Annotated in this window: 22 protein-coding genes; 9 read left to right on the top strand and 13 right to left on the bottom strand. The window is 63.9% G+C overall.

What is annotated here, in order from left to right; genetic code table 11:
- The first annotated feature begins 41 nt into the window (after positions 1-41).
- Positions 42-1,109, top strand: a complete 1,068-nt coding sequence (locus NLM15_RS12645) for an alcohol dehydrogenase (protein WP_254117269.1) — start codon at positions 42-44, stop codon at positions 1,107-1,109.
- A 109-nt stretch (positions 1,110-1,218) separates the two neighbouring features.
- Positions 1,219-2,298 carry an isocitrate/isopropylmalate dehydrogenase family protein gene (locus tag NLM15_RS12650; RefSeq protein WP_254117270.1) on the top strand — a complete coding sequence of 360 codons (1,080 nt, stop codon included), beginning with the start codon at positions 1,219-1,221 and terminating at the stop codon, positions 2,296-2,298.
- Positions 2,299-2,447: 149 nt separating this feature from the next.
- On the opposite strand, the gene NLM15_RS12655 is transcribed toward NLM15_RS12650, so the two are convergent.
- The 6 genes from NLM15_RS12655 to NLM15_RS12680 form a co-directional block, all read right to left on the bottom strand.
- Entirely contained in the window at positions 2,448-4,130 is a 1,683-nt protein-coding gene (locus NLM15_RS12655; protein ID WP_254117271.1) for an NAD(P)/FAD-dependent oxidoreductase, read from the bottom strand.
- A 184-nt stretch (positions 4,131-4,314) separates the two neighbouring features.
- Positions 4,315-5,514 (bottom strand): serine hydrolase, encoded by a 1,200-nt coding sequence (locus NLM15_RS12660; RefSeq protein ID WP_254117272.1) that lies wholly within the window; start codon positions 5,512-5,514, stop codon positions 4,315-4,317.
- 391 nt (positions 5,515-5,905) lie between these two features.
- On the bottom strand, positions 5,906-6,727 hold the full coding sequence (locus tag NLM15_RS12665) for an enoyl-CoA hydratase (protein ID WP_254117273.1): 822 nt from the start codon (positions 6,725-6,727) through the stop codon (positions 5,906-5,908).
- Positions 6,728-6,838: 111 nt separating this feature from the next.
- Positions 6,839-8,182, bottom strand: coding sequence for a murein L,D-transpeptidase (locus tag NLM15_RS12670; RefSeq protein WP_254117274.1), 1,344 nt, complete (start codon positions 8,180-8,182; stop codon positions 6,839-6,841).
- Between the two features lie 293 nt (positions 8,183-8,475).
- Complete coding sequence (locus tag NLM15_RS12675) at positions 8,476-8,847, bottom strand: helix-turn-helix domain-containing protein (RefSeq protein ID WP_212483101.1); 372 nt, start codon at positions 8,845-8,847, stop codon at positions 8,476-8,478.
- A 30-nt stretch (positions 8,848-8,877) separates the two neighbouring features.
- Complete coding sequence (locus NLM15_RS12680; protein ID WP_254117275.1) at positions 8,878-9,927, bottom strand: LysR family transcriptional regulator; 1,050 nt, start codon at positions 9,925-9,927, stop codon at positions 8,878-8,880.
- A gap of 482 nt (positions 9,928-10,409) precedes the next feature.
- Between NLM15_RS12680 and NLM15_RS12685 the strand changes: the two genes are divergently transcribed.
- Positions 10,410-10,676: a hypothetical protein gene (locus NLM15_RS12685; protein WP_254117276.1), complete on the top strand. Its 267-nt coding sequence runs from the start codon at positions 10,410-10,412 to the stop codon at positions 10,674-10,676.
- Positions 10,677-10,882: 206 nt separating this feature from the next.
- Entirely contained in the window at positions 10,883-11,614 is a 732-nt protein-coding gene (locus NLM15_RS12690) for a cytochrome c biogenesis CcdA family protein (protein WP_254117277.1), read from the top strand.
- A gap of 1 nt (position 11,615) precedes the next feature.
- Here the strand turns inward: NLM15_RS12690 and NLM15_RS12695 are convergent, their stop codons facing one another.
- Together NLM15_RS12695 and NLM15_RS12700 are read right to left on the bottom strand one after the other, a co-directional pair.
- Positions 11,616-12,929: a cell wall metabolism sensor histidine kinase WalK gene (locus tag NLM15_RS12695; protein ID WP_254117278.1), complete on the bottom strand. Its 1,314-nt coding sequence runs from the start codon at positions 12,927-12,929 to the stop codon at positions 11,616-11,618.
- Positions 12,926-13,588 carry a response regulator transcription factor gene (locus tag NLM15_RS12700; RefSeq protein ID WP_254124222.1) on the bottom strand — a complete coding sequence of 221 codons (663 nt, stop codon included), beginning with the start codon at positions 13,586-13,588 and terminating at the stop codon, positions 12,926-12,928. Before NLM15_RS12700 ends, NLM15_RS12695 begins: the two co-directional genes overlap by 4 nt.
- Positions 13,589-14,105: 517 nt before the next feature.
- Between NLM15_RS12700 and NLM15_RS12705 the strand changes: the two genes are divergently transcribed.
- A complete protein-coding gene (locus tag NLM15_RS12705; RefSeq protein ID WP_309144926.1) occupies positions 14,106-16,178 on the top strand; it encodes a TonB-dependent siderophore receptor in 2,073 nt (690 codons plus the stop codon).
- Positions 16,178-16,543, top strand: a complete 366-nt coding sequence (locus NLM15_RS12710; protein WP_254117280.1) for a hypothetical protein — start codon at positions 16,178-16,180, stop codon at positions 16,541-16,543. The genes NLM15_RS12705 and NLM15_RS12710 overlap by 1 nt, the downstream gene beginning before the upstream one ends.
- A gap of 50 nt (positions 16,544-16,593) precedes the next feature.
- Here the strand turns inward: NLM15_RS12710 and NLM15_RS12715 are convergent, their stop codons facing one another.
- Together NLM15_RS12715 and NLM15_RS12720 are read right to left on the bottom strand one after the other, a co-directional pair.
- Positions 16,594-17,805 carry a 3-hydroxybenzoate 6-monooxygenase gene (locus tag NLM15_RS12715; protein WP_254117281.1) on the bottom strand — a complete coding sequence of 404 codons (1,212 nt, stop codon included), beginning with the start codon at positions 17,803-17,805 and terminating at the stop codon, positions 16,594-16,596.
- Between the two features lie 21 nt (positions 17,806-17,826).
- Entirely contained in the window at positions 17,827-18,381 is a 555-nt protein-coding gene (locus NLM15_RS12720; RefSeq protein WP_254117282.1) for a MarR family winged helix-turn-helix transcriptional regulator, read from the bottom strand.
- 165 nt (positions 18,382-18,546) lie between these two features.
- Here NLM15_RS12720 and NLM15_RS12725 point away from each other — a divergent pair, with 165 nt between their 5' ends.
- The 3 genes from NLM15_RS12725 to NLM15_RS12735 all read left to right on the top strand — a co-directional run bounded on the left by NLM15_RS12725 (position 18,547) and on the right by NLM15_RS12735 (position 21,476).
- Complete coding sequence (locus NLM15_RS12725) at positions 18,547-19,614, top strand: amidohydrolase family protein (protein ID WP_254117283.1); 1,068 nt, start codon at positions 18,547-18,549, stop codon at positions 19,612-19,614.
- Complete coding sequence (locus NLM15_RS12730) at positions 19,583-20,941, top strand: MFS transporter (RefSeq protein WP_254117284.1); 1,359 nt, start codon at positions 19,583-19,585, stop codon at positions 20,939-20,941. The genes NLM15_RS12725 and NLM15_RS12730 overlap by 32 nt, the downstream gene beginning before the upstream one ends.
- 70 nt (positions 20,942-21,011) lie before the next feature.
- Positions 21,012-21,476 (top strand): DoxX family protein, encoded by a 465-nt coding sequence (locus NLM15_RS12735; RefSeq protein WP_254117285.1) that lies wholly within the window; start codon positions 21,012-21,014, stop codon positions 21,474-21,476.
- A gap of 7 nt (positions 21,477-21,483) precedes the next feature.
- Here NLM15_RS12735 and NLM15_RS12740 read toward each other — a convergent pair whose 3' ends face one another.
- From NLM15_RS12740 to NLM15_RS12750, 3 genes are all read right to left on the bottom strand, one after another.
- Complete coding sequence (locus NLM15_RS12740) at positions 21,484-22,626, bottom strand: mandelate racemase/muconate lactonizing enzyme family protein (protein ID WP_254117286.1); 1,143 nt, start codon at positions 22,624-22,626, stop codon at positions 21,484-21,486.
- A gap of 22 nt (positions 22,627-22,648) precedes the next feature.
- The gene (locus tag NLM15_RS12745) at positions 22,649-24,106 is read right to left on the bottom strand and encodes a sensor histidine kinase (RefSeq protein ID WP_254124223.1); all 1,458 of its coding nucleotides are present in this window, start codon (positions 24,104-24,106) and stop codon (positions 22,649-22,651) included.
- A 344-nt stretch (positions 24,107-24,450) separates the two neighbouring features.
- Entirely contained in the window at positions 24,451-24,795 is a 345-nt protein-coding gene (locus NLM15_RS12750; protein WP_254117287.1) for a DUF1236 domain-containing protein, read from the bottom strand.
- Positions 24,796-24,895 lie beyond the last annotated feature (100 nt).

Raw genomic sequence — 24,895 nt, forward strand, 5'->3', positions numbered from 1 at the left:
GCATGGTGGCGCGACAACGAGAAGCATGCGGGAGGACGCCGATGAAGAGTTTCAAGGTCGCCGATTTCAAGGCGCCGCTGCAGGAGTTCGACGAGGCCACGCCGCAGCCGTCAGGCACGCAGGTGCTGATCAAGGTGAAGGCGGCCGGCGTCTGCCACAGTGATCTCCACATCTGGGAAGGCGGCTACGATCTCGGCCATGGCCGCAAGCCGCTGTCGCTGAAGGACCGCGGCATCAACCTGCCGCTGACCATGGGTCATGAGACGGTCGGCGAAATCGCAGCCTTCGGCCCCGACGTGAAGCCGACCGACCAGGGCGACCTCAAGCTCGGCGATGTCGGCCTCGTCTATCCCTGGATCGGCTGCGGCAAGTGCGCCACGTGCCTGGCCGGTGACGAGAACATGTGCCTGACGCCGCGCTCGCTCGGCGTCTATTGCGACGGCGGCTATTCCGACCACATGCTGGTGCCGCATCCGCGCTATCTGCTCAATCTGAAGGGCCTCGATCCCGCGACGACCGCGCCCTACGCCTGCTCGGGCGTCACCACCTACAGCGCGCTGAAGAAGGTCGAGCAGCATTTCGACACGCCGATCGTGATGTTCGGCGCCGGCGGTCTCGGCCTGATGGCGCTGTCGCTGCTCAAGGCGATGGGCGGCAAGGGCGCGATCATGGTCGACATCGACGCCAGGAAGCGAGAGGCGGCCGAGAAGGCCGGCGCGCTCGCGACCGTCGATCCCAAGGCGCCGGATGCGCTGGAGCAGCTTGCGAAGAAAGCGGGCGGACCGATCCGCGCGGTCATCGATCTCGTCGGCAATGCCGCGACCACGCAGCTCGGCTTCGACTGCCTGACCAAGGGCGGCAAGCTCGTCATCGTCGGCCTGTTTGGTGGCGGCGCGACCTGGGCGCTGCCGCTGATCCCGATCAAGGCGGTGACGATCCAGGGCAGTTATGTCGGCAATTTGCGCGAGACGCAGGAGCTGCTCGATCTCGTGCGTGCCAAGAACGTGGCGCCGATCCCGGTGACGAAGGCGCCGCTCAACAAGGCCAACGACGCGCTGGTGCAATTGCAACAGGGCGCGGTGGTCGGGCGCACGGTGCTGACGCCGTAGCTCTCCCGTCATTCCGGGGCGGTCCGAAGGACCGAACCCGGAATCTCGAGATCCCGGGTTCGGCTCTTCGAGCCGCCCCGGGATGACGCCTCTTCTCCAGGAACCCCTCATGTCTGCAAACAACGCCTTCCACATTGCCGTGCTCGCCGGTGACGGCATCGGTCCCGAAGTCATGGCGCCGGCCATCGAAGTCCTGCGTAAGATCGAGGCGAAGTCGGATCTGCGCTTCCGCTTCACCGAGGCGCCGGCGGGCGCCACCAATTATCTTGCGACCGGCAAGTCGATGCCTGACAGCACCATCAAGCTCTGCGAGGAGGCCGATGCGATCCTGCTCGGCGCCTGCGGCCTGCCGGCGGTGCGCTACCCTGATAACACCGAGATCGCGCCGCAGATCGAGCTGCGCTTCATCTTCGATCTCTATGCTGGCGTGCGTCCGGCGCGTCTCATTCCGGGCGTGCCGAGCCCGATCGTCGGCGCCGACCAGCGCGGCATCGATCTCGTCGTGATCCGCGAATCGACCGAAGGCCTGTTCGCCTCGATGGGCAAGGGCGTCGTCACCCACGAGGACGCGCGCGAGACCATGGTGATCACGCGCAGGACCTCCGAGCGCCTGTTCGAGTTCTCGTTTCGGCTCGCCGAGCGGCGCAAGGCGCGCGGCAAGCCGGGCGCATTGACCTGCGTCGACAAGGCGAACGTGTTCAAGGCCTTTGCGTTCTTCCGCGGCATTTTCGACGAGATCGAGAAGAAGCATCCCGGCGTGAAGACCGATCGGCTCTATGTCGATGCCTGCTCGGCGATGCTGGTCAAGCGGCCCTGGGATTTCGACGTGATGGTGATGGAGAACATGTTCGGCGACATCGTCTCCGACATCACCGCGAGCCTGATCGGCGGCCTCGGCATGGCGCCGTCGGCCGACATCGGCGACAAATATGCCGTGTTCCAGCCGTGCCACGGCACCGCGCCTGATATCATGGGGCAGGGCAAGGCCAATCCCACCGGCATGATCCTGTCGGCGGCGATGATGCTGGACTGGCTGGCCGACAAGCACGGCGTCGAGAGCGCGGCGGAAGCCGGCGAGACGATCGAGCGCGCGGTGGACAAGATCTATGCCGGCGGCATCAAGCCGATGGAGTTCGGCGGCAGCAACGGCACGGCCGACATCACGAAGGCTGTGCTCGGGGCGCTGTAGGCTCCCGCGCAGCAAGAAGGCCGGGAGACCATGAGTAAGCCGGACGATGTCCCGACTACGTCCGCTTTAGCGCCCTGAACGGATATCATCAGCGCGCCGTGACGGGAGCCGCGACATTGAACGCAGCGCCCGGTCACGGCTCGTTGAGTTTACTCGGCCGCAATCGTGTGCACGGTCCCGCTTTGGCCAGTGCTCTTGAATACGAAGCCCTCGTAGCCCTTTTCTGCGACCTCGGCGCACTTTCTGCGGTATCCGCCCACGCCCTCCGGACCGAGATAGGGCATGAATCGACGCGGCTTGCCTTCTATGTTGGCGCCCATGTACCAGGAATTGGTGCCGGGCATGAGGGTCGAGTTCACGATTTCGGCGACGTGGGCGCCCCATGCGTCCTGCGCCTGCGGGCTCGCCTCAATCGTCGTTAGTTTGTTTCTTCGCATGTGGGCGATGCATTCGGTGATCCATTCGACATGTTGCTCTATCGAGACCGGCATGTTCGACAGCACCGAGGGGCTTTGCGGACCGGTGATCGTGAACAGGTTGGGATAGCCGGCGATCGCCAGGCCAAGATAGGTCTGTGGGCCATCCGCCCATTCTTGCGCCAGCGTCCGGCCGCCGCGACCCTTGATACCAAGGTTCTTCAGCGGGCCGGTCATTGCGTCGAAGCCGGTGGCGATGACGATGATGTCGAGCGGATACTCCTTGCCGCCCGCTTGAATGCCATTCGGCGTGATCTTCTCGATAGAACCGTCTGTGCTCGCATCCACCAGCGTTACGTTCTTCTTATTGAAGGTCTCAAAATAGTTGGTGTCCAACGGTTGGCGCTTGGTGCCGTAGGGATAAGACTTCGGCGTCAACTTCTCGGCGATCGCCGGGTCGTTGACGACCGAGTGGATCTTTCGCTTGAGGTAGTCGGCGATGACGTCGTTCGCCTCCTTGGAAAAAAACATGTCCTGATAGTTCGCCAGCCAGAAGGCGAAGCCGCCCGCATCCCACATCTTGTCGAACTGCTTCTCGCGTTCCTCGGGCGTTGTCTCGAGCACCGACTGCGGTATGAAATTCAGCTCGAACCCGAAGAAGGAATCCTTGATGCGCTGCCGGATTCCGTCGTAATCGGCCTTGCGCGCCCTGGTAACCTCGGGATCGACACGGCCGTTGCGGGCCGGCACGCAGAAGTTCGGCGTGCGCTGGAACACGGTCAAATGCTTGGCCTGCTGCGCAATCTCCGGAATCGCCTGCACCGCGGTGGCGCCCGTGCCGATGACGCCTACGCGCTTCGCGGTGAAGTCGACACCATCGTGCGGCCACTGGCTCGTGTGGTAGCACTTGCCCTTGAAGGAGCTCAGCCCCTCGATCGATGGTACGTTCGCGGTCGACAGAGCCCCGACGGCTGGGATGACGTAGCGTGCCGTCACTGCGTCGCCTTTGTCGGTGCGTACGGTCCACAGCTCGGTGTCCTCATCGAAGAGGACTTCGACGACGCGCTTGCCGAACTGGATGTCGGGCTTCAGGTCGAAGCGATCGGCGCAGTGCTCGAGGTAGCGCAGGATCTCGTCCTGCTCCGGATAGCGCTCGGACCAGTTCCACTCCTGCAACAGGTTCTTGTCGAAAGTGTAACAGTAAATGTAGCTGTCGGAGTCGCAGCGCGCGCCGGGATAACGATTCCAGTACCAGGTGCCGCCGACACCGTCGCCGGCCTCGAACACCGTAACGTTCAAGTCAAGCTTGTCGCGCAGCGAATGTAGCATATACATGCCGGAGAACCCGGCGCCGATGATGATCGCATCGAAGTCGGCTCTCGCGCCAGCCCGTTGCGCGGATTCAATATTTGTCATGACCTACCTCGCGTTGTGAGAATTCTCCCTGCATTCGTGTTCAGTGTTCTTCGCCTTGTGCAGGAGCCGGCCTGCGGGAGAAGAACAAAAGCTCGGCGCCATCGGAGAGCCCGCGCCACGGCGCGCTCGCTCCATCGAGTGGAAAGCGGAGGCGCCGTGGGTGCAGGTAGGCGCTCGCACGGCACTACGCCGCGGCGCGCGCCTCACCGGTCGCGTAGGCGGCAGTTTCGAAGTCCATGTAGCCGCCGAAGGAAGTCGGGTCGCCGAACGGCAGGATTTGCGTCGCCCAGTACCCGCCGAACCCGTTCTTGCGATCGATCCAGTAGAACGTGTTGGCGAGTCCAGCCCAACCGATCGCTCCGGCCGGGCGGCCGGTCGGCGCGTCCTCGTCGTTGACCATGAAGGTCAAGCACCAGGACTTCTTCAGGCCGGGAAAGAACTCGGCATCGTTCGACAGGCTCGGAATGATGCCGGGTAGCATCGTGACGGTCTGATGTGCCTGCAGGCCGTTCCGGACGGCGGCCTCGACCGTTTCTTTCTTGAGCACACGACCCTCCGATCCGGCTCCGTCGTTCAGCCACATGCGAATGAATTTCATGTACTCGCCGATCGAGCCATAGAGACCGTGGCCGCCCATGTGGACCTCGGGCTCAGGCGGCAGTTGCATATCGGGGAGGGGAGTCAGCGATCCGTCGGCTTCGCGTTGGTGGATCGTGGCGAGGCGCGAACGCATCGAAGGGGTCAGCGAAAAGCCGATGTCCTCCATGCCGAGCGGCGCAAAGATTCGCTCCCTCATCACCTCGCCGAGGCGCTTGCCGCGGATGCTTTCGACGACCTGGCCGGCCCAGTCGATGTTGCTGCCATATTCCCATTTGTCGCCAGGATCGAACAGCAGCGGCGTGTTCAGTGATGCCTTCGAGCAGGTCACCACGCTCGGTTGGCCGCGCTCCTGCGCCAAGCGAAGGTAATTGGCATTGAAGAAATCGTAGCCAAGGCCGGCGGTGTGCAGCATTAGCATGCGGGTCGTGATGTCGCGCTTCGGAGCTCGCAGTTTCGGATTGCCCTTGGCATCGAACCCGGTGAGTACCTCGAGCTTGCCAATATCGGGCAGGTAGTTCTTGGCGGGACCATCCAGGTCGAGTTTGCCGTCCTCGACGCATTGCAGGACCGCCGTGCCGGTGATGGCCTTCGTGGTCGAGAAGATCGCGAACACGGTATCGGTCGTCATTGCCTGGCGTCCGCCAAGGCTGCGCTCGCCGGCCGAGCCTTCATAGACGTTGGCCGAGCGATCCGTGATCATCGCGACCACGCCGGGAACGCGGTCCTTTCCAGCCACGACTTTTTGCAGAATCCCGTCACATGCGCTTTTCAGATTGTTACCCATAGGGGTTTCTCCCGTTGCCAAGTTTGATCACGTGCTTCTCGGCAGTCCGTTGGCGGTTCGCGCCGAATGACAAAGACGGTTGGGATGTATTGAAGTTGGGTACGGAGCCGATGGCCCCGATGAGAGTGCGCGAACGAAATCCCGCCGCAGTTCTGGCAACATTAACGACTGGAGTCTTGATCATGAGGTGGCTCCAGGTCAGCATCGCAGTTCGACCGAGCGCTGGGAACGTAGACCGTTTTCCTCCGATCGACCACTCCGATGATTTTTTGATTTTTCAGAGGCTGGTCAGTGAGGCTGACACGGATCTGCCCCGGCCGTATTGCTCGTCAATCGGCAGGGTCAGTCATTGCATTGGCGCTGCTTGGTTTGGCGCCACCGGACGCCGAAGTTATTTCCCCCAGAACTGCGGCTTGCGCTTTTCCATGAAGGCCTGCCGGCCCTCGCGGAAATCCGCGCTGTCCATGCAGGCGTTGCCGATCGCCTTGATCGCGTCCATGTCGCGTCCGCTTTCGTCCTTCAGCACTTGCGCGATGGTGAGCTTGGCGGCCTTGATTGCGAGTGGCGCGTTCTGCGAGATCGTTGCGGCGATCGCCATGGTCTCGCCCCAGAGCTGATCGTCCGGAAACAGGCGCTCGACGAGGCCAATGCGCAGCGCCTCCGCCGCATCGATGCGCATGCCCGTGTACATCAGGAGCCGCGCCCAGGACGGGCCGACCAGCGACACCAGATGCTTCAAGCCGTCATAGCCATAGGCGATTCCGAGCTTTGCGGCGGGAATGCCGAATTGGCTGCCATGCGCGGCGATGCGGATGTCGGCGAGCATCGCGACCTGCATGCCGCCTCCGAGGCAAAAGCCCTGGATGCAGGCAATCGTCGGCTTGGGATAATCGGCGAGCAGCGCGCGCTGGGCGGCGCTGCGCTTGGCATATTCCTCGGACGCCGCCGCGTTGTGGCGGGTCTTCTCGAACTGGCTGATGTCGGCGCCGGACACGAATGCCTTGCCGCCGGCGCCGCGCAGGATGACGACGCGAACCGCGTCGTCGTCGCGCAGGCTCGTCAGCGCCTCGCCAAATCCCTCCCACATCTCCAGCGACATCGCATTGCGCTTGTCGGGATTGTTGAAGGTGATCACGCCGACGCCGCTGGCTGCGTGCTTGAGGATCTTGCCGTCGGCGTAAGGCGTTTCGGTCGTGCTGGACATGTCGGGCATCGCGCGCTCACTGGTCGTTGGGTAAGGCGCAATGTGTGGCCGAGGGGCGGCCGGGGTCAACCGCGGCAAGGGAGGCGGCTTTGCATCCGCCTGTACCGCGATTGCATTGCTCTAGCGCGTCATGTGCGCGGTGAGCGGGTGATTGCCGGCATTGCTGAAGAACGCCGCCTCCTCGGCGGTCGCCTCCAGGAGCTGCTCGTCCTGGTTATAGACGTCGTTGCGGAACTGGACGGTCTGGTCCTTGGTCATCCAGGCCGTGAGATAGATCCAGGCCACCGGCACCTTCTTCGCCATGGCGACGTCGAGGTGCTGGCCGCTCGCAATCTCCGCGTCGATCGCGGCGCGGCTCCATTTCGGCTGGTCCTTCAGCAGCCACGCGGCGAGATCGCGCACATTGTCGACGCGCGAGCAGCCGTGGGAATCGAAGCGGTAGTCGTCGTTGAACAGGTTGCGCTGGTTGGTATCGTGCATGTAGACCGAATAGGAGTTCGGCATGTCGATCTTGACCGCGCCGAGCGCGTTGAAGGTGCCGTTGTGCTGGCGCACGGTGAAGTTCGGCGTGTGCGTGCCCGACCAGTCGACCGAATGCGGATCGATCGGATTGTCGTGGGCGTCGAGCACCTCCATGTGCATGCGCGACAGATAGGTCGGATCCTTGCGCATATGGGCGGAGATCTCGGTCTTCGCGATCGAGGAGGGCACCGTCCAGGTCGGATTGAGCACGACGCTGGTGATCTGGGCCGTCAGCGTCGGCGAAGGCTTTTCGGTCTTGCCGACGATCACGCGATAGCGCCGCACCACCACATCGTTCTCGACCGCTTCGGCGAAGGCGGCGGGGATGTTGACCACGACATAGCGCTGGCCGAAGCCGAAATTCATGTTCTCGAGCCGCTGGAGCGAAGCCTCCAGCTGCCGGATGCGCTTCTGGACGGAGACGTTCATCGCCGCGATCGTGCGCGGCGTCATGGTCCCGGTCGGCGCCAGTCCATGACGGGCCTGGAAGCGCTTGACCGCGTCCGCAAGCTCCTGGTCGAAGGCGCCGCTCGCCTTGTCGGCGGAAAGATCGCCGGAGACGATCAGCCGCTTGCGCAGCAGCTCGTCGCTGGTGCCCTGAACGCTGAGGGCGAACCTGGCATCCGCGGGGATGGCCGGCCAGCCGCCGCGTACGGCAAGGTCGGAATAGCTGAGCGCGGCATCCCTGATGCGCTGGGCCGAGCCTTCGTCATAGGTTGGCTCGTGCGTCAGCGCGAGCGCCGCGGCGGAGCGGCTCTCCGCCGTCGAAGCGGGCGCTGCAGCCTTCGGCGCGGCTGCATGGGCCGGGTTCGCCGCTGCCGGCACCGTACCGGCCGCCGTTGCCGGCCTGGGGCCCGCCTGTCCCGTGGTTTCGGTTTGCGCCAGTGCGGAAGCGCTCGCGAGCACGCCGACGGCAACGATCATCGCATGGCGTTTCGACATGTGTCCCATCTTCCCCATGAGGACGAGGCCCGGACGGGCGCTCGGCAGTCGAAAGCCCCGCGCGTCCAATGCGGGGCTTCTCGATTGGGTCGCGGCAGGGGCGGGATGGGTTCGCGAAATCCGCGCGCAAAGGCGGGCAAATTGCCAAGAAACCGGCAAGAAAAAGGGGCGGCCTGGCCGCCCCGAAAAGAGAGCCGCGCGCAAGCGCGCGGACTGGGTCTCGTTCAATCCGGCCGCACCCCCGCGACGCGGCGGATTGAACATCGGCCGCAGAGGCCAGAGCGTCGATCCGCTCAGCCTTCGTTCGCTGCGATCGATTCCATCAGCGAGACGAGCTGACGCTGCACCGTCTGGTCCTTGATCTTGCTGTAGGCGCGCAGCAGGCGGAGGCTGAAGGCCGAATCGAGGAAGAGCAGGCTTTCGACTTCGCGCGCCTTGTTGTCGCCGTCATAGAAGAAGGTCACGGGCACATCGAGGGCGGTGGCGATCTGCTGAAGCCGAGCCGCGCCGACGCGATTGACGCCCTTCTCGTATTTCTGGACCTGCTGAAAGCTCACGCCGAGCTTCTCGCCGAGCTCGGCCTGCGAGATCTTCATCTCGACGCGCCGCAGACGGATCCGCTTGCCCAGCTCAATGTCCGGCTTGCCGGCACTGCGCTGCTTCATTCTCTTCGCCGCTGTTTTCATATTCGTTTCTCACCGTTGTTCTTCGGTTGAAAATCCCCCGAAGAGCTGGGTCAGGGGTTCGCCCATATACGAGTCCTTGAATTCGTGAGGATGCACGAACTCTTCCTTAAACCACGGGAAGCGAGCCGGGCTGAAAGCTTCGATCAGCCAGTCGATCATGTGCCGCACGCGTGGAATCCTGCCGCTACCGGGGTGGTAGGACAACCAGATATCCAGCGGTCGGTTCAGTTCGACCTCCAGTGGAATCAACTTCCCGCCAAGCGCAATGGCGTAGCTCGGGAAGACGCCGATTCCGGCGCCATTCGCGACCGCCCAATAGTTGGCGCTTGAGACGTTGGTCTTCATGACCAGAAGGTCACGTTCCGGAACGCCCGGGAAGAAGCTCTCGAAGGTTTCCTTGGCGGCGAGCTGGTCGGCGAATTGCAGCACCAGACGGTGCTTGATCAATTCGACGGCCGAGCGCGGCGTGCCGTATTTCTCAAGGTATTTTTCCGAAGCCCAGAACATCAGGTGCATGCGGCCGAGCCGCACCAGCTTGACGTCGAGCGCCGAGGGACGCGACAAATGGATGGCGACGTCGGCCTCGTGGCGGGAGACGTCGGCCGAGCGCATCGCGCAATGCAGGTCGACCAGGATCTTCGGATAGGCCTGCTGGAATTCGACCAGCCGCGGGGCGAGCCAGAACGTCCCGAGACCCTCGGTGACGGCCACCCGAACCTCGCCGGACAGGGCGTTGGCCGTCGAATCGCTGGTGCGCAGCACGTCGAAGGCCGCCGCCTCCATGCGCTCGACGGCGGAGACGACCAGTGCGCCTTCATCGGTCAGATGCGTGCCATGGACGTCGCGGGTGAACAGGGTGGTGCCGGTCTGGCGCTCGAAATCATCAATCCGGCGGCGGACGGCGTTGATCGACAGCGACAGGCGTTCAGACGCCGAGCGAAAGCTGCCGCATCGAACGACTTCCAAGAATATGCGGGCCGCATCCCAATCGGAGAGGCCGCTGATGTTGATCTTTGGGCGTTCCTCCAGTGGAACGCCCCTTTCCGCCAAGGAGTGCATACAAGTCCCTTCGGGTCGCTAAACTGGCAGAATCTGGCGCAAACCACAACCACTGCGGGTTGGGGGCTGGCGAGTTTTGAACGCCATCCTTACCGCCGCATGGGTGGTATCCAAGTGCTGCCAGGGGCTGGGAATCGGACGGAGGATTATCGTCCGGATGAGGGGTGTGGCGTGAGTTCCGTTGCGAGCCCTAAAATGGCTGCGGGATTGTCGGCGCTGTCCGTATTGGACATCCTTGCGCGGGAGCTGCCGCCTTGCGGAATGGATCAATCATCCAGCGCCACGCGTTTTACTCCCGGCCGGCACGAAAATGGCCTCCCGCGCAGCGGGGCAATGTTCGCTGGAACCACGGTTTCCAGGCAGAAACACACGGAAATCATATTCGAAGGCGCAGACGGCTCGTGTTATTCTCGGTATCCCATGGGGGCCGAGGGGATCACCACAAGCACGTCTCGCAGGCCGAATTAACGGAAAGAACGCCCGTGTCGCATTCAGACGAACAGTTGCAGTCGGTGCTGGAAACGCTTGAGGAGTGCCGCAAGGCCCTCAACGAGATGAACAGCCGCGAGTCGGCCGAGCTGCTGTCCATCGTCATCCTCGATGTGCGGATGAAGCTCAAAGGAATTGACAGTGCCGATCTCAAGGCGCTGTGCGACGAAATGCTGCGGAGCGCTGGAAGCGAACCGCAGCCCCCTTCCAAGCAGACGCAGGACCAGCCCCGGCGTCCGCTGCTCCGCGTGGTGAAGTAGCCGCGCCGCCGAGTCTCGCTTTTTGGCGAGATTTGTGCGCGTCCCGATGCCGTATCTGTGATCGCAGACGGCATCGGGAGGAGCCTGGTTTGATGGCGCCTCAGTTGCGCATTCTCCGGCATGGGTTACACCAGAGCCGGTTCTGCTCTGATCCGGCGGGCATTTTCGCGCGCGGCCCCGGAGCATGAGATGGCTCCGACTGCATCATGCAAAATGTTTCGATCCCGGCGGCGCTGATTGCCGGCCTCGTCAGCTTCCTCTCCCCCTGCGTCCTGCCCCTGGTTCCGCCGTACCTGATCTATCTCACGGGGGCCACGATCGAGCATGTCGAGAGCGAGGAACCGGCCTCGGCTTCCAAGCGCGCGATCATGATGGCGGCGCTGCTGTTCGTGCTCGGTTTCTCCACCGTCTTCGTGGCGCTCGGCGCCAGCGCCTCGCTGATCGGCGGGCTGATCCGCGCCTGGTCGGCCGAGCTGTCGATCCTCGCCGGCATCGTCATCATCATCATGGGGCTCCACTTCCTGGGACTGACGCGGATCGGCCTGTTGATGCGCGAGGGGCGCCTGACCGCACCGAGGCCAGTCGGCCTCTGGGGGGCCTATGTGATGGGGCTCGCCTTCGCGTTCGGCTGGACGCCATGCATCGGTCCGATCCTCGCCGCGATCCTCTCGATTGCCGCGGCGGAGGCCACGGTCACGAAGGGGGCCGGCCTGCTCGCGGTCTATTCCGCGGGCCTCGGCATTCCCTTCCTGATCGCCGCCCTGATGATCGAGCAGTTCTCGAAACTGTTCGCGCGCATGAAGGGTCAGCTCGTCAATGTCGAGCGCGCCATGGGCGTCTTGATGGTGATCACCGGCATCGGCTTCCTCACCGGCGCGGTCTCGAATGTGAGCATCTGGCTGCTGGAGACGTTCCCGGCGCTGCAGACGATCGGGTAGATCACGGCGTCGGTGCGACGGTGTTGCCAAATCCGATACGGGCAATGATGCCGGTCGCGCCGTTTCGGTTACGATGCGTCAGTGTGAAGCCCTGCCGGTCGGCGGCCGACTTGGCGATCGCAAGACCAAGCCCGGTTCCCTCGACGCTTTGCGGCACAGCCCTGAAGAAACGGTCGTAGATGAACGGCATCGATTCTTCGGGGATGCCCGGCCCGTCGTCGACGATTTCCAGTGCGCAGGTCTTGCCGTCATCGACGATCCCGAGCTCCACGGAGCCACCTGCTTCCGAATAGCGGATGGCGTTGTCGAGGAGGATGCCGATCAGCTTGCCGATTGCGTCGCGATCACCCTGGATCGTGCAGGGCGCATCCGCCGTCATCGCGAGCTGGATGTTGCGTGCCTCGGCCAATGGATGGAAGTCGGCGAGCAACGACGTTGCGAGCGCGGCGAGATCGACGTCATCGCGCTTCTGGAGCGATGCGCCTTCCGTCCTCGCCATTTCGAGCAATTGGCTTGCAAGATATGACGCACGCCTCACGCCGTCGCGAAGCTCGTCCGCGAGCTCCCGTGTCTGTCCGGGCAAATCCGCCGCGATGAGGTTTTCGGTCTGGATCTGGAGGGCGGCGAGCGGGGTTCGTAGCTCGTGCGCCGCGTCGGCAACGAACCGTCGCTGGGCCTCCAGCGCCGAGCGATGACGATCGACGAGCTTGTCGATGGCGACGATCAGTGGAGCGACTTCCGCCGGCACGCCGACCGGACGGAGAGGCTCTTGCGCGTCGACGCTGCGCCGTCCGATTTCGGCAGACAGGCGTTGCAGGCCGCCCATGGTGCGCTTGATCGACCAACCAAGAACAGCCCCGACCAGCGGGATGGCAAGTAACAGGGGAAGTGCCGCGCCTGTCGCAGCATGCAACGCGATCTCGTGTCTCGCACTCCAGGTCTGCGCGATCTGAACGTCGTGCTGCGCGTGGCTCCAGCGATAGATACGCCAATCCTGTCCGCCGGCGGTGACATTGGACAGTCCCGGCACCGGCTGCCACGGGATATCAATCGCAGGCCCCGCGCGATGCACCAGTTCGCCCGAACGATCCCAGATGCGGACGACCAGCTGATCCTCGTCCTCGCTTTCGAGCAGCGGGCCCGCATCCTTGCGGTCGCCCGGTCCGACATTGACCGCGATCTCCTGCAACTGCGCGTCGAGGAACTTGTTCATTTCATAGGTCACGAGGCCGAGCGACGTCGCCGTTGCCAGGAGGCCGATGGCCGCCAGCAACAACATCGCGCGCGTGGTGATCGTCCTGCGGAGCGAGCTCATGCCCCGGACCTGGTGACCATCCATCCGGCGCCACGGATGTTGTGGATGATGTCCTTGCCGTAGCGCTTGCGCAAACCGTGGATGACGACGTCGACGGCATTGCTCTGCACCTCGTCGCTCCAGCCGTAGATCCGGCTTTCGATCTGGCCGCGCGACAGGATGGTTCCGGGGCGTTCCATCAGGGCGTACATTACGGAGAATTCGCGCGCGGACAGCGTCGACTGGATGCCGCGGAAGGTCGCGACGTAAGTCGAGGGATCGAGCGTGATCTCCTTGCTGCTCATCAGCGAATTGGAGCGGTCGTTGACCCTGCGTATGATCGCGCGGATGCGGGCGAGCAGGGCGCGCAGTTCGAACGGCTTGACGATGTAGTCATCGGCGCCGAGATCGAGCCCCGTCACCATGTCCTCGACCCGGTCCCGAGCCGTGATCACCAGGACGGGCGGGGCCTTCCTCGATCGTGCCGCCTTGAGAATTTCGAAGCCTGTCATTCCCGGCAGCCCGATATCGAGCAGGGCGATCGCGTGTTCGGCGCGTTGCAGGGCGGCGTGGCCGTCGTGTCCGTGGCGAGTCCAGTCCACGGTCATTCCGTTTCGCTTCAATCCGCGGACGAGCGCTTTGCCGAACATCGGATCGTCTTCGATCAGCAGAAGGCGCATTGGTTTGGGAAAATCGCGTTGTCGGGAGGGGAGCCGTTGCGTGGCGCGGTCGTCAGCCGCGGCCTGATCATCTAGCCACATTCGACGCCAGGGCCAAATGGTCAACCGCCAGCGCACAAATTTAGAACTTCTAAAAACTGCTGTGCGGGATTCCGGGAGCCTCGACCTATTCTAAACCCGATCTAATCCTCATCTAATTCTTCGCATTGCAGATGCGCCTCGGTTTGGGACCGCGAAGCCGTCTTTCCAGAACGGCACGCGACATTTTGGGGCGTTGCAGATGAATATGGGTTGTTGGAGTGGCCGCAAGGCCTTGCGTGCTATCTTGCTGTCGACGAGTGCGGCAGTGTCGTTTGGTGTCGGGCCGACGATGCAGATCGGCTCGGCTTCCGCGCAGCAGGGGCAGGCAGCGAGTACCTTGCCGCCAGTCAGCGTTTCCCCTCCGCAGCAGCGTGCACGTCGGGCGCAGACCACGAGCACGTCACGCGCGGCGCAATCGACCCGCCGGACCGCTGTAGTGGCTCCAACCGAAAAGAAGCCGCCGAGCGTCAACAATCAGGATGCACGCACGGGCCAGCAAGGCTACCTCACGCGGAGCGTCACCAGCGCAACGAAGACCAATACGCCGCTCATCGACGTGCCGCAATCGGTGACGGTGCTGACCAAGGAGTTCATCAGAGACCAGGCGTTCACCTCGATCGGTGAGGCGACCCGCTACGTGCCGGGCGTGATCTATCATCAGGGCGAATCCCATCGCGACGATCTGGTCATACGCGGCCAGCGCAGCAACGCGGATTTCTACACCAACGGTATACGCGACGACGTCCAGTATTTCCGCGATTTCTACAACCTCCAGCGCCTCGAGGTGCTGAAGGGGCCGAACGCGATGATCTTCGGCCGCGGCGGCGGTGGCGGTGTCGTCAATCGCGTGCTGAAGGAGGCCGACGGCACCACCGTTCGCGAGGTGACGGTCGGCGGCAATTCCTATCCCGGCGGGCGCGTGACCACCGACGTCGGTCAGGCCATCAACGAGAACTGGGCCTTCCGCCTCAACGCGATGTACGAGAACACGCAGAGCTACCGCGATTTCGTCAACCTCGAGCGCTGGGCCATCAATCCCACGGCGACCTTCGCGCCGAACGACACCACGACGGTGAAGCTGAGCTACGAGCATTTGCACGACCGGCGTACGGTCGATCGCGGCATCCCCTCGCAAATCCGCGCCGGAAACGCCTTCCCGCGCTATCCCTACGACACTTCGTCGTCCGCGTTCTTCGGCAATCCCAACCTCAACTATGCGCTCGCCGACGTCGATATCGGGACCGCGGTCGTCGAGCACGATTTCGAGAACGGGTGGACGATCAAGAATTCGTCCCAGATCGCCAATTACGACAAGTTCTACCAGAACATCTATCCGGGCGGAGGCGCCAATGCGGGTGCGGTGAATGCCGCCGGCACGTCCAGCAATCTCTCCGCTTACAACAACGAAACCGACCGGACCAATTACTTCAACCAGACCGACCTCACCTACAAGTTCGGCACCGGCCCGATCCGCCATACGGTCGTGTTCGGCGCCGAGGTGGGTCGGCAGGACGGCCTGAACTACCGGCAAAGCGGGCTCTTCAACGGCGTCGCCTCGACCATCACGATCGATCCGAGGAATCCGACATCGTACGTGCCGGTCACTTTCGCCAATAACGGCGGTACGGACGCCAACAACACCTACAAGCTCAATCTCGGTGCCGTCTACGTGCAGGACCAGGTCGAGATCACGCGTTATCTGGAGCTGATCGGCGGGCTGCGATTCGACCATTTCGACCTGACCTCGCAGGACCGCCGCACACTTGTCGCGCTCAACCGGGTCGATGATCTGGTATCGCCGCGTGCCGGTGTCGTGTTCAAGCCGCTCGAGAATTTGTCGATCTACGGCAGCTACAGCATCTCGTATCTGCCGAGTGCCGGCGACCAGTTCAGCGTGCTGACGCCGGGCCTCGTCATCGCAGCCCCCGAGAAGTTCGTGAACGGGGAGGTCGGGCTCAAATACGACATCTTGCCGCGCCTGCAATTCGCCACCGCGATATATGATCTGAACCGCACCAATCAGCGCTTCGCCGATCCCAACAACGCGGGGTTCTTCATCTTGAGCGGCGCTACCAAAACCCGTGGCTTCGAGGCGTCGTTGACAGGCTACGTGACGGATGCCTGGCAGGTCATGGGCGGCTACGCCTACACGGACGCGCGGATCACCAGCAACAATTCGGCGACCATTCTTGCCGGCAACCGCGTGGGGCTTGTCCCGTACAATACGTTCTCTCTGTGGAACAAGTACCAGTTCACGGAGCAGTGGGCCGCGGGCCTCGGTGTGATCCACTACTCGAACTTCTTTGCGTCATCCGACGATACCGTACTGATCCCGGAGTTCACGCGGGTGGATGCCGCGGTCTACTTCAGGCTCGACAAGACCTGGCGTGCCCAGCTCAACATCGAGAATCTCCTCGACCGGAAATACTATTCGACGGCCGACGGGAATAACAACATCACGCCGGGGTCTCCGCGTGTGTTCAGATTGTCAGCCACGGCCAACTTCTGATGACGCGTACAGGCAGTCGGGCCGAGGGCAGGTCGGCAGCACGCAAGAGCAATCGCGCCGCAGAGGCGGCGCGACAACCTTGCTTCGTGCTGGAGATCAATCAGCGGCCCGTTCTGGCGTTCTCGGCGAGGTCGCTGCACTCCGCCCGAACGCGGGTGCAGGAGGCCTGGTTCGTCGAGGAGTTGGAGAGTATGCGTTCGGCCGGGAAGCCTCTGCTGCGCCCGGATGATGTCCGGCATGTCAGACTCGCACTTCCCGCGGAGATCGCCGCGGTCGAACTTGGACGCGGCCTCGATGAGGTGCGCGGCGAAGACGCTAAATATGGCTTTGCGTTTCTTGTGCCGATCGACGTGCCGCCGAATTGATGGGGGCGGGCACTCTTGGGTCCCGTAGGGCGAAGCGCACCGGCTCAGCGCTACGCGACCCGCCTTGCCGCATCCGGCGTCCGTTCCGAAAATGGCGACTGGTAGAGCCAGGCGAGGTTATCGCAGAAGCGCTCCAGGCTCGTCTCGCGCATGAGCTGATTGCGCAGCAGCGCGTGGACGCCGGCCGGATGATAGACGTGGTCGCCGAGCTCTCGGGCCTGAAGCTGGACGCGCGCGGTACGCAGCATCCGGGCATTGCGGTATCGCTCCAGCGCGTGGGTGACATCGCCTTCCGTCGCGTCGAGCTCGTCCGCGAGGCAGACGGCGTCTTCCAGCGCCATGCAGGCCCCTTGCGCGAAATATTGCAGCATCGGATGCGCGGCGTCGCCGAGGAGAACGACGCGCCCGTCGATCCAGCGATCGGTCGGATCGCGATCGCAGGTCACCCACGCCTTCCAGTCCCTTCCATGATGAATGATCGCCTTGGCGCGCGGGTGCACGTCCCGGAAACCTGCGAGCACCTCCTCGTGGGTCACGGGCTTCGCCGCGAACGCCTCGGCGGGATCGTTGTGGCAGGTGATCGCGAGATTGAACACTTTCCAGCCCGAGAGCGGGTAATGCACGAGATGGCACTTGGTGCCGGCCCACAACGTCGCGGCGTTCCAGCGCAGATATTCCGGCATCTGCTCGGTCGGGATGACCGAACGATAGGTGGTGTGGCCGGCGACCCGTGGCGCGCCGTCGGCGACCATCTGCTGGCGAATGCGGGAGCGGAGGCCGTCGGCGGCAATCAAGAAGCACCCGGCGACACGCTCGCCGGACTTGAGCCGCGCCGTTGCCGAACTGCCGTTCTGCTCGTAGCCGACGACGTCGCAATCGGAGCGCAGCGTGACGGACGGGTGCGCCTCGCAGACGCGGACGAGGATGCCATGAAGATCGCCGCGGTGAACCACCGCGTAGGGATTGCCGAAGCGCTGGCGGAAATAGCTGGTCAGATCGATGCTGGTGATTTCTTCCGCCGAGATCGCGTCCATCAGCCGGAGCTGATCGATGAAGACCGCGATCGAGCGCACGGCATCGCCGAGCGCCAGGCGATCAAAGGCGTGGAATGCGTTGGGACCAAGCTGGATGCCGGCGCCGATCTCCTGGTAGCGCGGCGCGCGTTCCAGGACGATGACCTGAAAACCCTTCTGTGCCAGTGCGATTGCGGCTGCAAGTCCGCCGATGCCGCCGCCGGCAATGATGATGGGATTCTGTCGCATGTCCTCTCCTCGGTGGTTTCCCTATTTTCTTGATGTCTTGGCGCGGGGCTGCCTCGCCCTGGCGCGTGCCTCCGGTTGCTCGTCACGGACGTCCTTGGGCCGCGCCGACGGGGGCACCTTGATCAATCCGGCTTCGACTTCCTGCTCGAGCCGATCGATGTTCTTGTAGAGCTCGACCAGCACGCGCTTGAGCTCCGCCGCTTCCTTGGCGGACATGCTGCCGGTTGCGACTTCCTCATAATAGGCGGCGAGCGGCATCAGCCGCCCCGCCAGCTCGGCGCCTTTCGGCGTCAGCACGACCTGGAGGCTGCGCTGGTCGTTCTCGGGCCGGTCGCGTGTCAGGAGGCCTGCGCGACTCATCTCCGCGACGATGCGCGACAAGGTGGACACGTCGGCCGACGTCAGCTCGGCGATCTCTCCGAGCCGCAACGGATGGCCCTGCTCCGACAGTGCGGCCAGCACGCGGTACATCGGAAGCGTCAACTTCTCGTGGCGGATCACGCGTGCGAAGAGGTCGCCCATGCGAACGCCGAGCCGGGCGAGCAGATAGGGCAGCGAATTCGAAAATCGATACATGGACTTGGATCCTGGCGGGAGAACTCCGCCCGGAATAAGCGTCAATCTTCGCATGAGCAATATTTGCATATCAATCATTTGCATTTGCAACTTTCTCATTGACAAGTATTTGGATCAGGTGCTTTGCTTTGTCAACGCCGAAAGCAGAGCCGAAGGAACGACGCCATGCAGAGAAAGATTGCGCTCGAGGAGCACTTCGCGCTTCCGGGGACCGTTCAGGACAGCGCGGGCTTCGCGCCGGCCGACGACTGGCGCGAGCTCGAGGCGCGGCTGCTCGACATTCATGACCGGCGGCTTGCGGAGATGGACGCGCATGGCATCGAGATGATGCTGCTGTCGCTGAATGCGCCGGCCGTCCAGGCTATTCCGGACCGCAGCCGTGCGCTCGAGCTGTCACGCCGCGCCAACGACTTCCTCGCCGAGCAGGTCGCCAAGCGGCCGGATCGCTTCCAGGGCCTCGCGGCGCTGCCGATGCAGGATCCCGACGCGGCTGCGCGCGAGCTTGATCGCAGCGTGGGCACGCTTGGATTTCGCGGAGCGCTGGTCAATGGCTTCAGCGAGCTCGCCGGCACCGATCATGCGATCTATTACGACCGCAAGGAGTTCTGGCCGTTCTGGTCGGAAGTCGAGCGCCTCGGCGTTCCCTTCTACCTGCACCCACGCAATCCGCTTGCGAAGGACGCGGCGATCTACGAGGGGCACCGCTGGCTCCTGGGACCGACCTGGGCGTTCGGACAGGAGACCGCGGTCCATGCCCTGCGCCTGATGGGTTCTGGACTGTTTGACGCGCATCCGCGGCTCCAGATCATTCTCGGCCACATGGGGGAGGGGCTGCCGTACTCGATGTGGCGGGTCGACAATCACAACAAGTGGATGCGGACTCAGAATGCCTATCCCGCGCGGCGCAAGATCGCCGACTATTTCCGGGAAAATTTCTACATCACCACATCGGGCAATTTCCGCACCCAGACGCTGATCGACGCGATGCTCGAGATCGGCGCCGACCGCATTCTCTTTTCCGCCGACTGGCCGTTCGAGAACATCGACCACGCCGCCGACTGGTTCGACAACGCGACGATCTCCGAAGGCGACCGCATCAAGATCGGTCGCGACAACGCCCGCGCCTTGTTCGGGCTCGGCGACGCAACATTCCAATCTGCCGCAGAGCAGAAGGCGCAATCGCTATCAATGGAGGAACCCCGTGAGCATCTCGTTCGAAATCGACGTGCATGAAGAACTATCCGGAGCCGCGATCGGGCCGTTCCACAAGCTGCTTGGCATCCTGATCACGCTCATCACCCTGTTCGACGGCTATGACACCTTCAATCCGGCCTATGTCATCCACTACGTCATGCAGCCCTGGGGACTCGCACCAAGCCAGGCCGGGTTTCTGGTGAGTTCGGGTCTCGTCGGATTCCTGTTCGGCGCGATCGGTCACGGTAGCGTGGCGGATCGCTTCGGCCGCCGCGGCACGCTGCTCGCTGGCTTGTGGATCGTCAACGTCTTCACATTGCTGACGGCGTTGCTGGCGAACGATTTCTGGAGCTATTGCGCTTTGCGTTTCGTCACCGGGCTCGGCCTCGGGGTGCTGCTGCCGCTCGGAACGACGTTCATCAACGAACTCGCGCCCAAGCGAGTCAGCAATACGTTCTCGCTGTGGGGCGTGACGCTGGGCTGGTCGCTCGGGGGCGTCTGCGCCGGTCTCGTCGGCGTGTTCCTGACGCCGCAGCACGGTTGGCAGATCCTCTACTATATTGGCGCGCTGTCGATCCCGCTGACCTTCGTGGCGCACGCGATCCTGCCGGAAAGCCCGCAATTCCTGGCGGCAAGGTCGCGGGTCCCAGAATTGCGCGCGCTGCTGGCGCGGTTGCGGCCCGAGCGGGCGGCCGTCTACCAGAATGCCACGTTCGCATCGCATGACGATCCGCGGCCGCAGAACACGATCGGAGCGTTGCTGAGCCCGCGCTACCGCCGCGTTTCGCTGACCATCTGGATCACGGCCTTCCTCAGCCTGTTCGCGATCTTCGGTCTGACGGGCTGGATTCCGACGGTGATGCTCAAGCGCGGCGAGACCTTTGCGGCGTCGTTCGGCTTCGGCGCCCTGATGCAGGCGATGTCGTTCATCGGCGGCCTCACGCTCGCCATGCTGGCCGACCGCAATTTCTCGCTGACGCCCCGTTACCTCGCGACCTGGTGGTTGACCGGCGGCATTGCCGTGCTGGCGCTCGTCTTCGTCAGCGGTCATGGCGTCAATCTCGCCATCGTGGCCGTTGCGGGGTTCTGCATCATCGGCGCGCAGCACGTGCTCAACAACTTCACCGCCGGCTCATACGAGACCTGCTTCCGCGCCAGCGGCGTCGGGATGGAATTGGGCGTCGGCCGGGTAGGAGCGATCCTTGGCCCCTATGTCATCGGTCTGTTGCAGCAAGTGACCGGCGGTCCCGACGCCGTGTTCTGGGCCATCGGCGGCGCATCCATCGTCGGCGCGCTGGCGATCGGATCGCTTGGTCTCGCCGCGGCAACGCGTCTGCCACGCGCCGATATCGCACCCGCGGAGTGAAGAGGCACCGGTCCGATCGACAATCAACGGCAGCGCCTTGACTGCCAGGCTTCACCAGAGGAGATCCGAAATGCCGACATCCACCCGTTCCGCCGCGACCGCAGGCCCGCTCGATGACTGGGTGCTTCTGTTCGCACGCATCGCGATCGCACCGCTGTTTCTCTACAGTGGTGTCGGAAAGGTGCTGGCATTTGCCGCGACCGCGAGCCGGCTTCCAGGAGGAGCGGACGGGCTGGGCGTCGTGCTCGCCGCTGGCGCGATTGCGGTTGAACTCGGAGGTGGCACGGCCCTGTTGCTCGGCCTGTTCGCGCGTCCGGCGGCCGCGGTCCTGATCCCGTTCACCATCGCCGCCACGCTGATGTTTCACAATTTCTGGGCTGCGCCCGAAGCGCAGGTCGTCATGCAGACCATCAACTTCCTGAAAAATCTCGGCCTGCTGGGTAGCCTTGCGCTCGTCGCCTGTTACGGACCGGGCGTCTACGCCGTGCAGGCCGCGATCAGGCCCGGTTCCAAAGGTGCCCCCCGGCTCACGTGATCCCTGGCTATTCCGACGAGCTGACCGCGAACCGCGCCAGCGCGGCGCGGTCGATCTCGATGCCGAGACCGGGGCCATCGGGCACCCGCACCACGCCTTTCTCGTGCTCGATCGGATCTTTCAGGATCGCCTGACGGATCGGATGCTCGGTGCGGTCGAATTCGAGCATCGGCTCGAGCGGTGCCAGCGAGGTCGGCGTGTGTGACGGCAGCACGGCGAGAAGCTGGAGCGAGGCCGCGATCGCGATGCCGGTGCCCCAGACATGCGGATTGTAGCGGATGCCGAAGGCCTCGCTCATGTCGGCGATCTTCTTGCATTCGGACAAACCTCCGGCCGCGCAGGTGTCGGGCTGGGCGATGTCGAGCGCATGCGAGGTGAACAGGTCGCGGAAGCCGAAGCGCGTGAACTCGCACTCGCCGCCGGCGATCGGAATCGTCAGCGCGGACCGCGCGGCGCGATAGCCGGCGACGTCCTCCGGCGGCACCGGCTCCTCGAACCAACCGATGTCGTAGCGCTCGATCAGGCGGCCGAGCCGGATCGCCGCGACCGCGTCATAGGCGTGGTTCGCATCGACCATCAGCGCGACATCGCCGCCGATCGCCTCGCGCACGGCGCGCGTGACCGCAGCGTCCTCCGCGATGCCGAAGCCGACCTTCAGCTTCACGGCGCGGAAACCTTCCGCGGCATAGCCGGCCGCTTCCTCCGGCAGATATTCGAGCGGATCTCCCGATCTGCGCCGGTAGAGGCCGGTCGCATAGGCGGCAACCTCCTTGCGCGCGGCGCCGCCAAGAAGCTGATGCGCGGGCACGCCAAAATGCTTGCCCTTGATGTCCCACAACGCGATGTCGATGCCGCTCAGCCCCTGGATCACGACACCCTTCTGGCCGTGATCGCGCAAGCGTGCGTAGACCGACTGCCACAGCACGTCGGTGCGCAGCGGATCCTCGCCGACCAGCCAGGGCGCGATGCTCTGCACCACCGCCGCCGTCATCCGCGCCGGGCCGTAGCATTCGCCCCAGCCGGTCAGGCCGTCATCGGTCTCGATCTCGACCAGCATCGCGGTGCGCGTGTCGTACCAGGCGCGCGAATAGGCGAAGGGCTGCGAGAGCTTTGCTTCGAGGATGTGCGTCCGCAGTTTGGTGATCTTCATCGCCGATGTTCCTTCAGTCCGTTTACCGCGCCTCGTCCAGCACGCATGTCACCGTGCAGACCACGCCGCGCGGCAGGAAGTCGACGGTTGCCTCGCCGCCGAGCTGGTCGCGCGCGCTGCGCTCGATCAGGCGCGAGCCGAAACCGCGCTGCACCGGCGCCGTCACCGGCGGTCCGCCGATCTCGCTCCAGATCAGTCGCAGCCGCGGCTTCGGCGTGTCGGCGATGACCTCCCATTCCAGCGTCACCCGCCCGGCCTCGTTCGACAGCGCGCCGTATTTCGCGGCGTTGGTGGCAATCTCGTGCACGATCATCGACAGCACCACGGCGAGCCGCGGTGACAGGGGCACGGCGGGGCCGGCCATGCGGATGCGATCGGGATTGCTCAGCAGGAACGGCTGAAGCACGCGAACGATCACATCCCTGAGCTCCGAGCCCGCCCATTTTTCCTGGCTGAGGAGATTATGGGCCTCGGCGAGCGCGCCGAGCCGGCCCTCGAACTTGGTCCGCTCCTCGCGGCTCGAACTTCGGAAGGTCTGCACCGCGATCGCCTGCATCAGGGCCAGCGTGTTCTTGACGCGATGGTTGAGCTCGTCGATCAGCAGATTGTGCAGCATCTCGCCGCGCGCGATCGTGGTCGCCATCCTGACCGCGAAGGTCAGGCCGGTCAGCAGCAGGATGCCGCCGATCAGGCTGGTGATTGCGATGTTGCGCCAGAGCGGGGCGATCAGCGAGCTCTCGGCAACACCGGCGGCGACTGTCCAGCCCGTCAGTTGCGATCGCGTGTAGGCTGCGGCCAGCGCGACGCCGTCGAGCGACACCGTCGGGAGCGATGCCTCGCTGCTGCGGAACATCTCGTCATAAAGCGAAGGGGACGCGCGCTTGCCGAAGGTTTCACTGGGGTTCGGCGTGCGTGCGAATACAATGCCCTTGGTGTCGAGCAGAGACACCGTCCAAAACCGGTCGGGCCGCTGCTTCTCCACCAGCTCCTGAAAGATGCTGACCGGCGGGCTGAAACAGAGGTCGTAGATCACCTCGCCGTTGCGAAACACCGGGACCTCGACGGTGAGCACCTGTCGTCCATTGATGGCGCCCGTGAACAGGTCGGAATATTGCGGCGACCTGCTCGCAAACACCTTTTCGATGGTCTCGAGATTGCCGCGCGGCGGCAGGCTCGCGGTGTCCTCCGTCGTCGAGGAGAACACCAGCCGACCCTTGCGGTCGGAGATCAGCACAAGGCCGCCCTTGCCATATTGCTCGACGAAACCGAGCGCGATGCGGCGGAAGTTCTGGAAGTCGTCGTTGCGCAGCGAATTCGTCAGCGCAAGCACCTGCAGGCCGCCGGTCATCCGCTGCACCTCGGAGTCCAGCACGAGGCGCATGCTGCGCACGTTCTCCAGCACGCGGCGGGTCGCGTCGTCCCGGTCCTGCTTGTAATTGTAGACGACAATCCCGACCGCGAAGACGATCAGCGGCAACATCGTTCCCGTGACCAGGAGAGCGAGCCGAACCGGCAGGGTGAGCTTTGACAAACGCGGACGTCCCGGTTCCAGCGCAGGGGCGCCGGATTATGATTTTGGGGAGACCATACGGGCGGGACTTGCCCCGCGCCACGATTTTCGCAGCGACGAGCAGCCCGGAGACGCGATGTTGCAGCGCAGTCCGGTACGCCGGCGCTTCAGCTCATGCTGATGGCGGTCAGCAGGAGACACATGGCGTAGACAGCCGCCAGGCTGAGCCCGGCGATCCGGGCCTCTCGATGCGATGTCATGCGGTGAACTCCGGGAGGGCGGCCGCCTTCAAGGCGACCGCCATCGCGCTTCGATCAATCGATTTCCTGCACGACCGTGCGCGAGCCGGGGTCCACCAGCATCACGCGCTCGCCGGAGTAGACGTAGCGATACTTGGTGAGCGAGGGACCCCAATCGGCCGGAACGGCCTCGAGCTCGACGTCGCTCGGCACCGTCGCGCCGACGATGATCTTTTCCTTCGTCGTGACCGGACGGACGTGGTGTTCGGTGACGTAGGATTTGATCCTGGTTCGATATTGCGGCTCGATCTGAACCGCTGCCGCGTGACCGGTTCCGGTCGTGGTCACCACGGTGGATTGCGCGAACGCGCCGGTCGACATCAGGACCGCCGCGGCGGATATCAGGAACAGCTTCTTCATCTTGTCCTCCTCATGAGTTGGGCGCCGCAACAACAGCTCACCATGCGGGACGTTCCGGCCGGATAGGAACAAATTGCCATTTTTTCCCGTTTGTGAATCG

It is taken from the genome of Bradyrhizobium sp. CCGB20, assembly GCF_024199855.1.
Classification (GTDB): Bacteria; Pseudomonadota; Alphaproteobacteria; order Rhizobiales; family Xanthobacteraceae; genus Bradyrhizobium.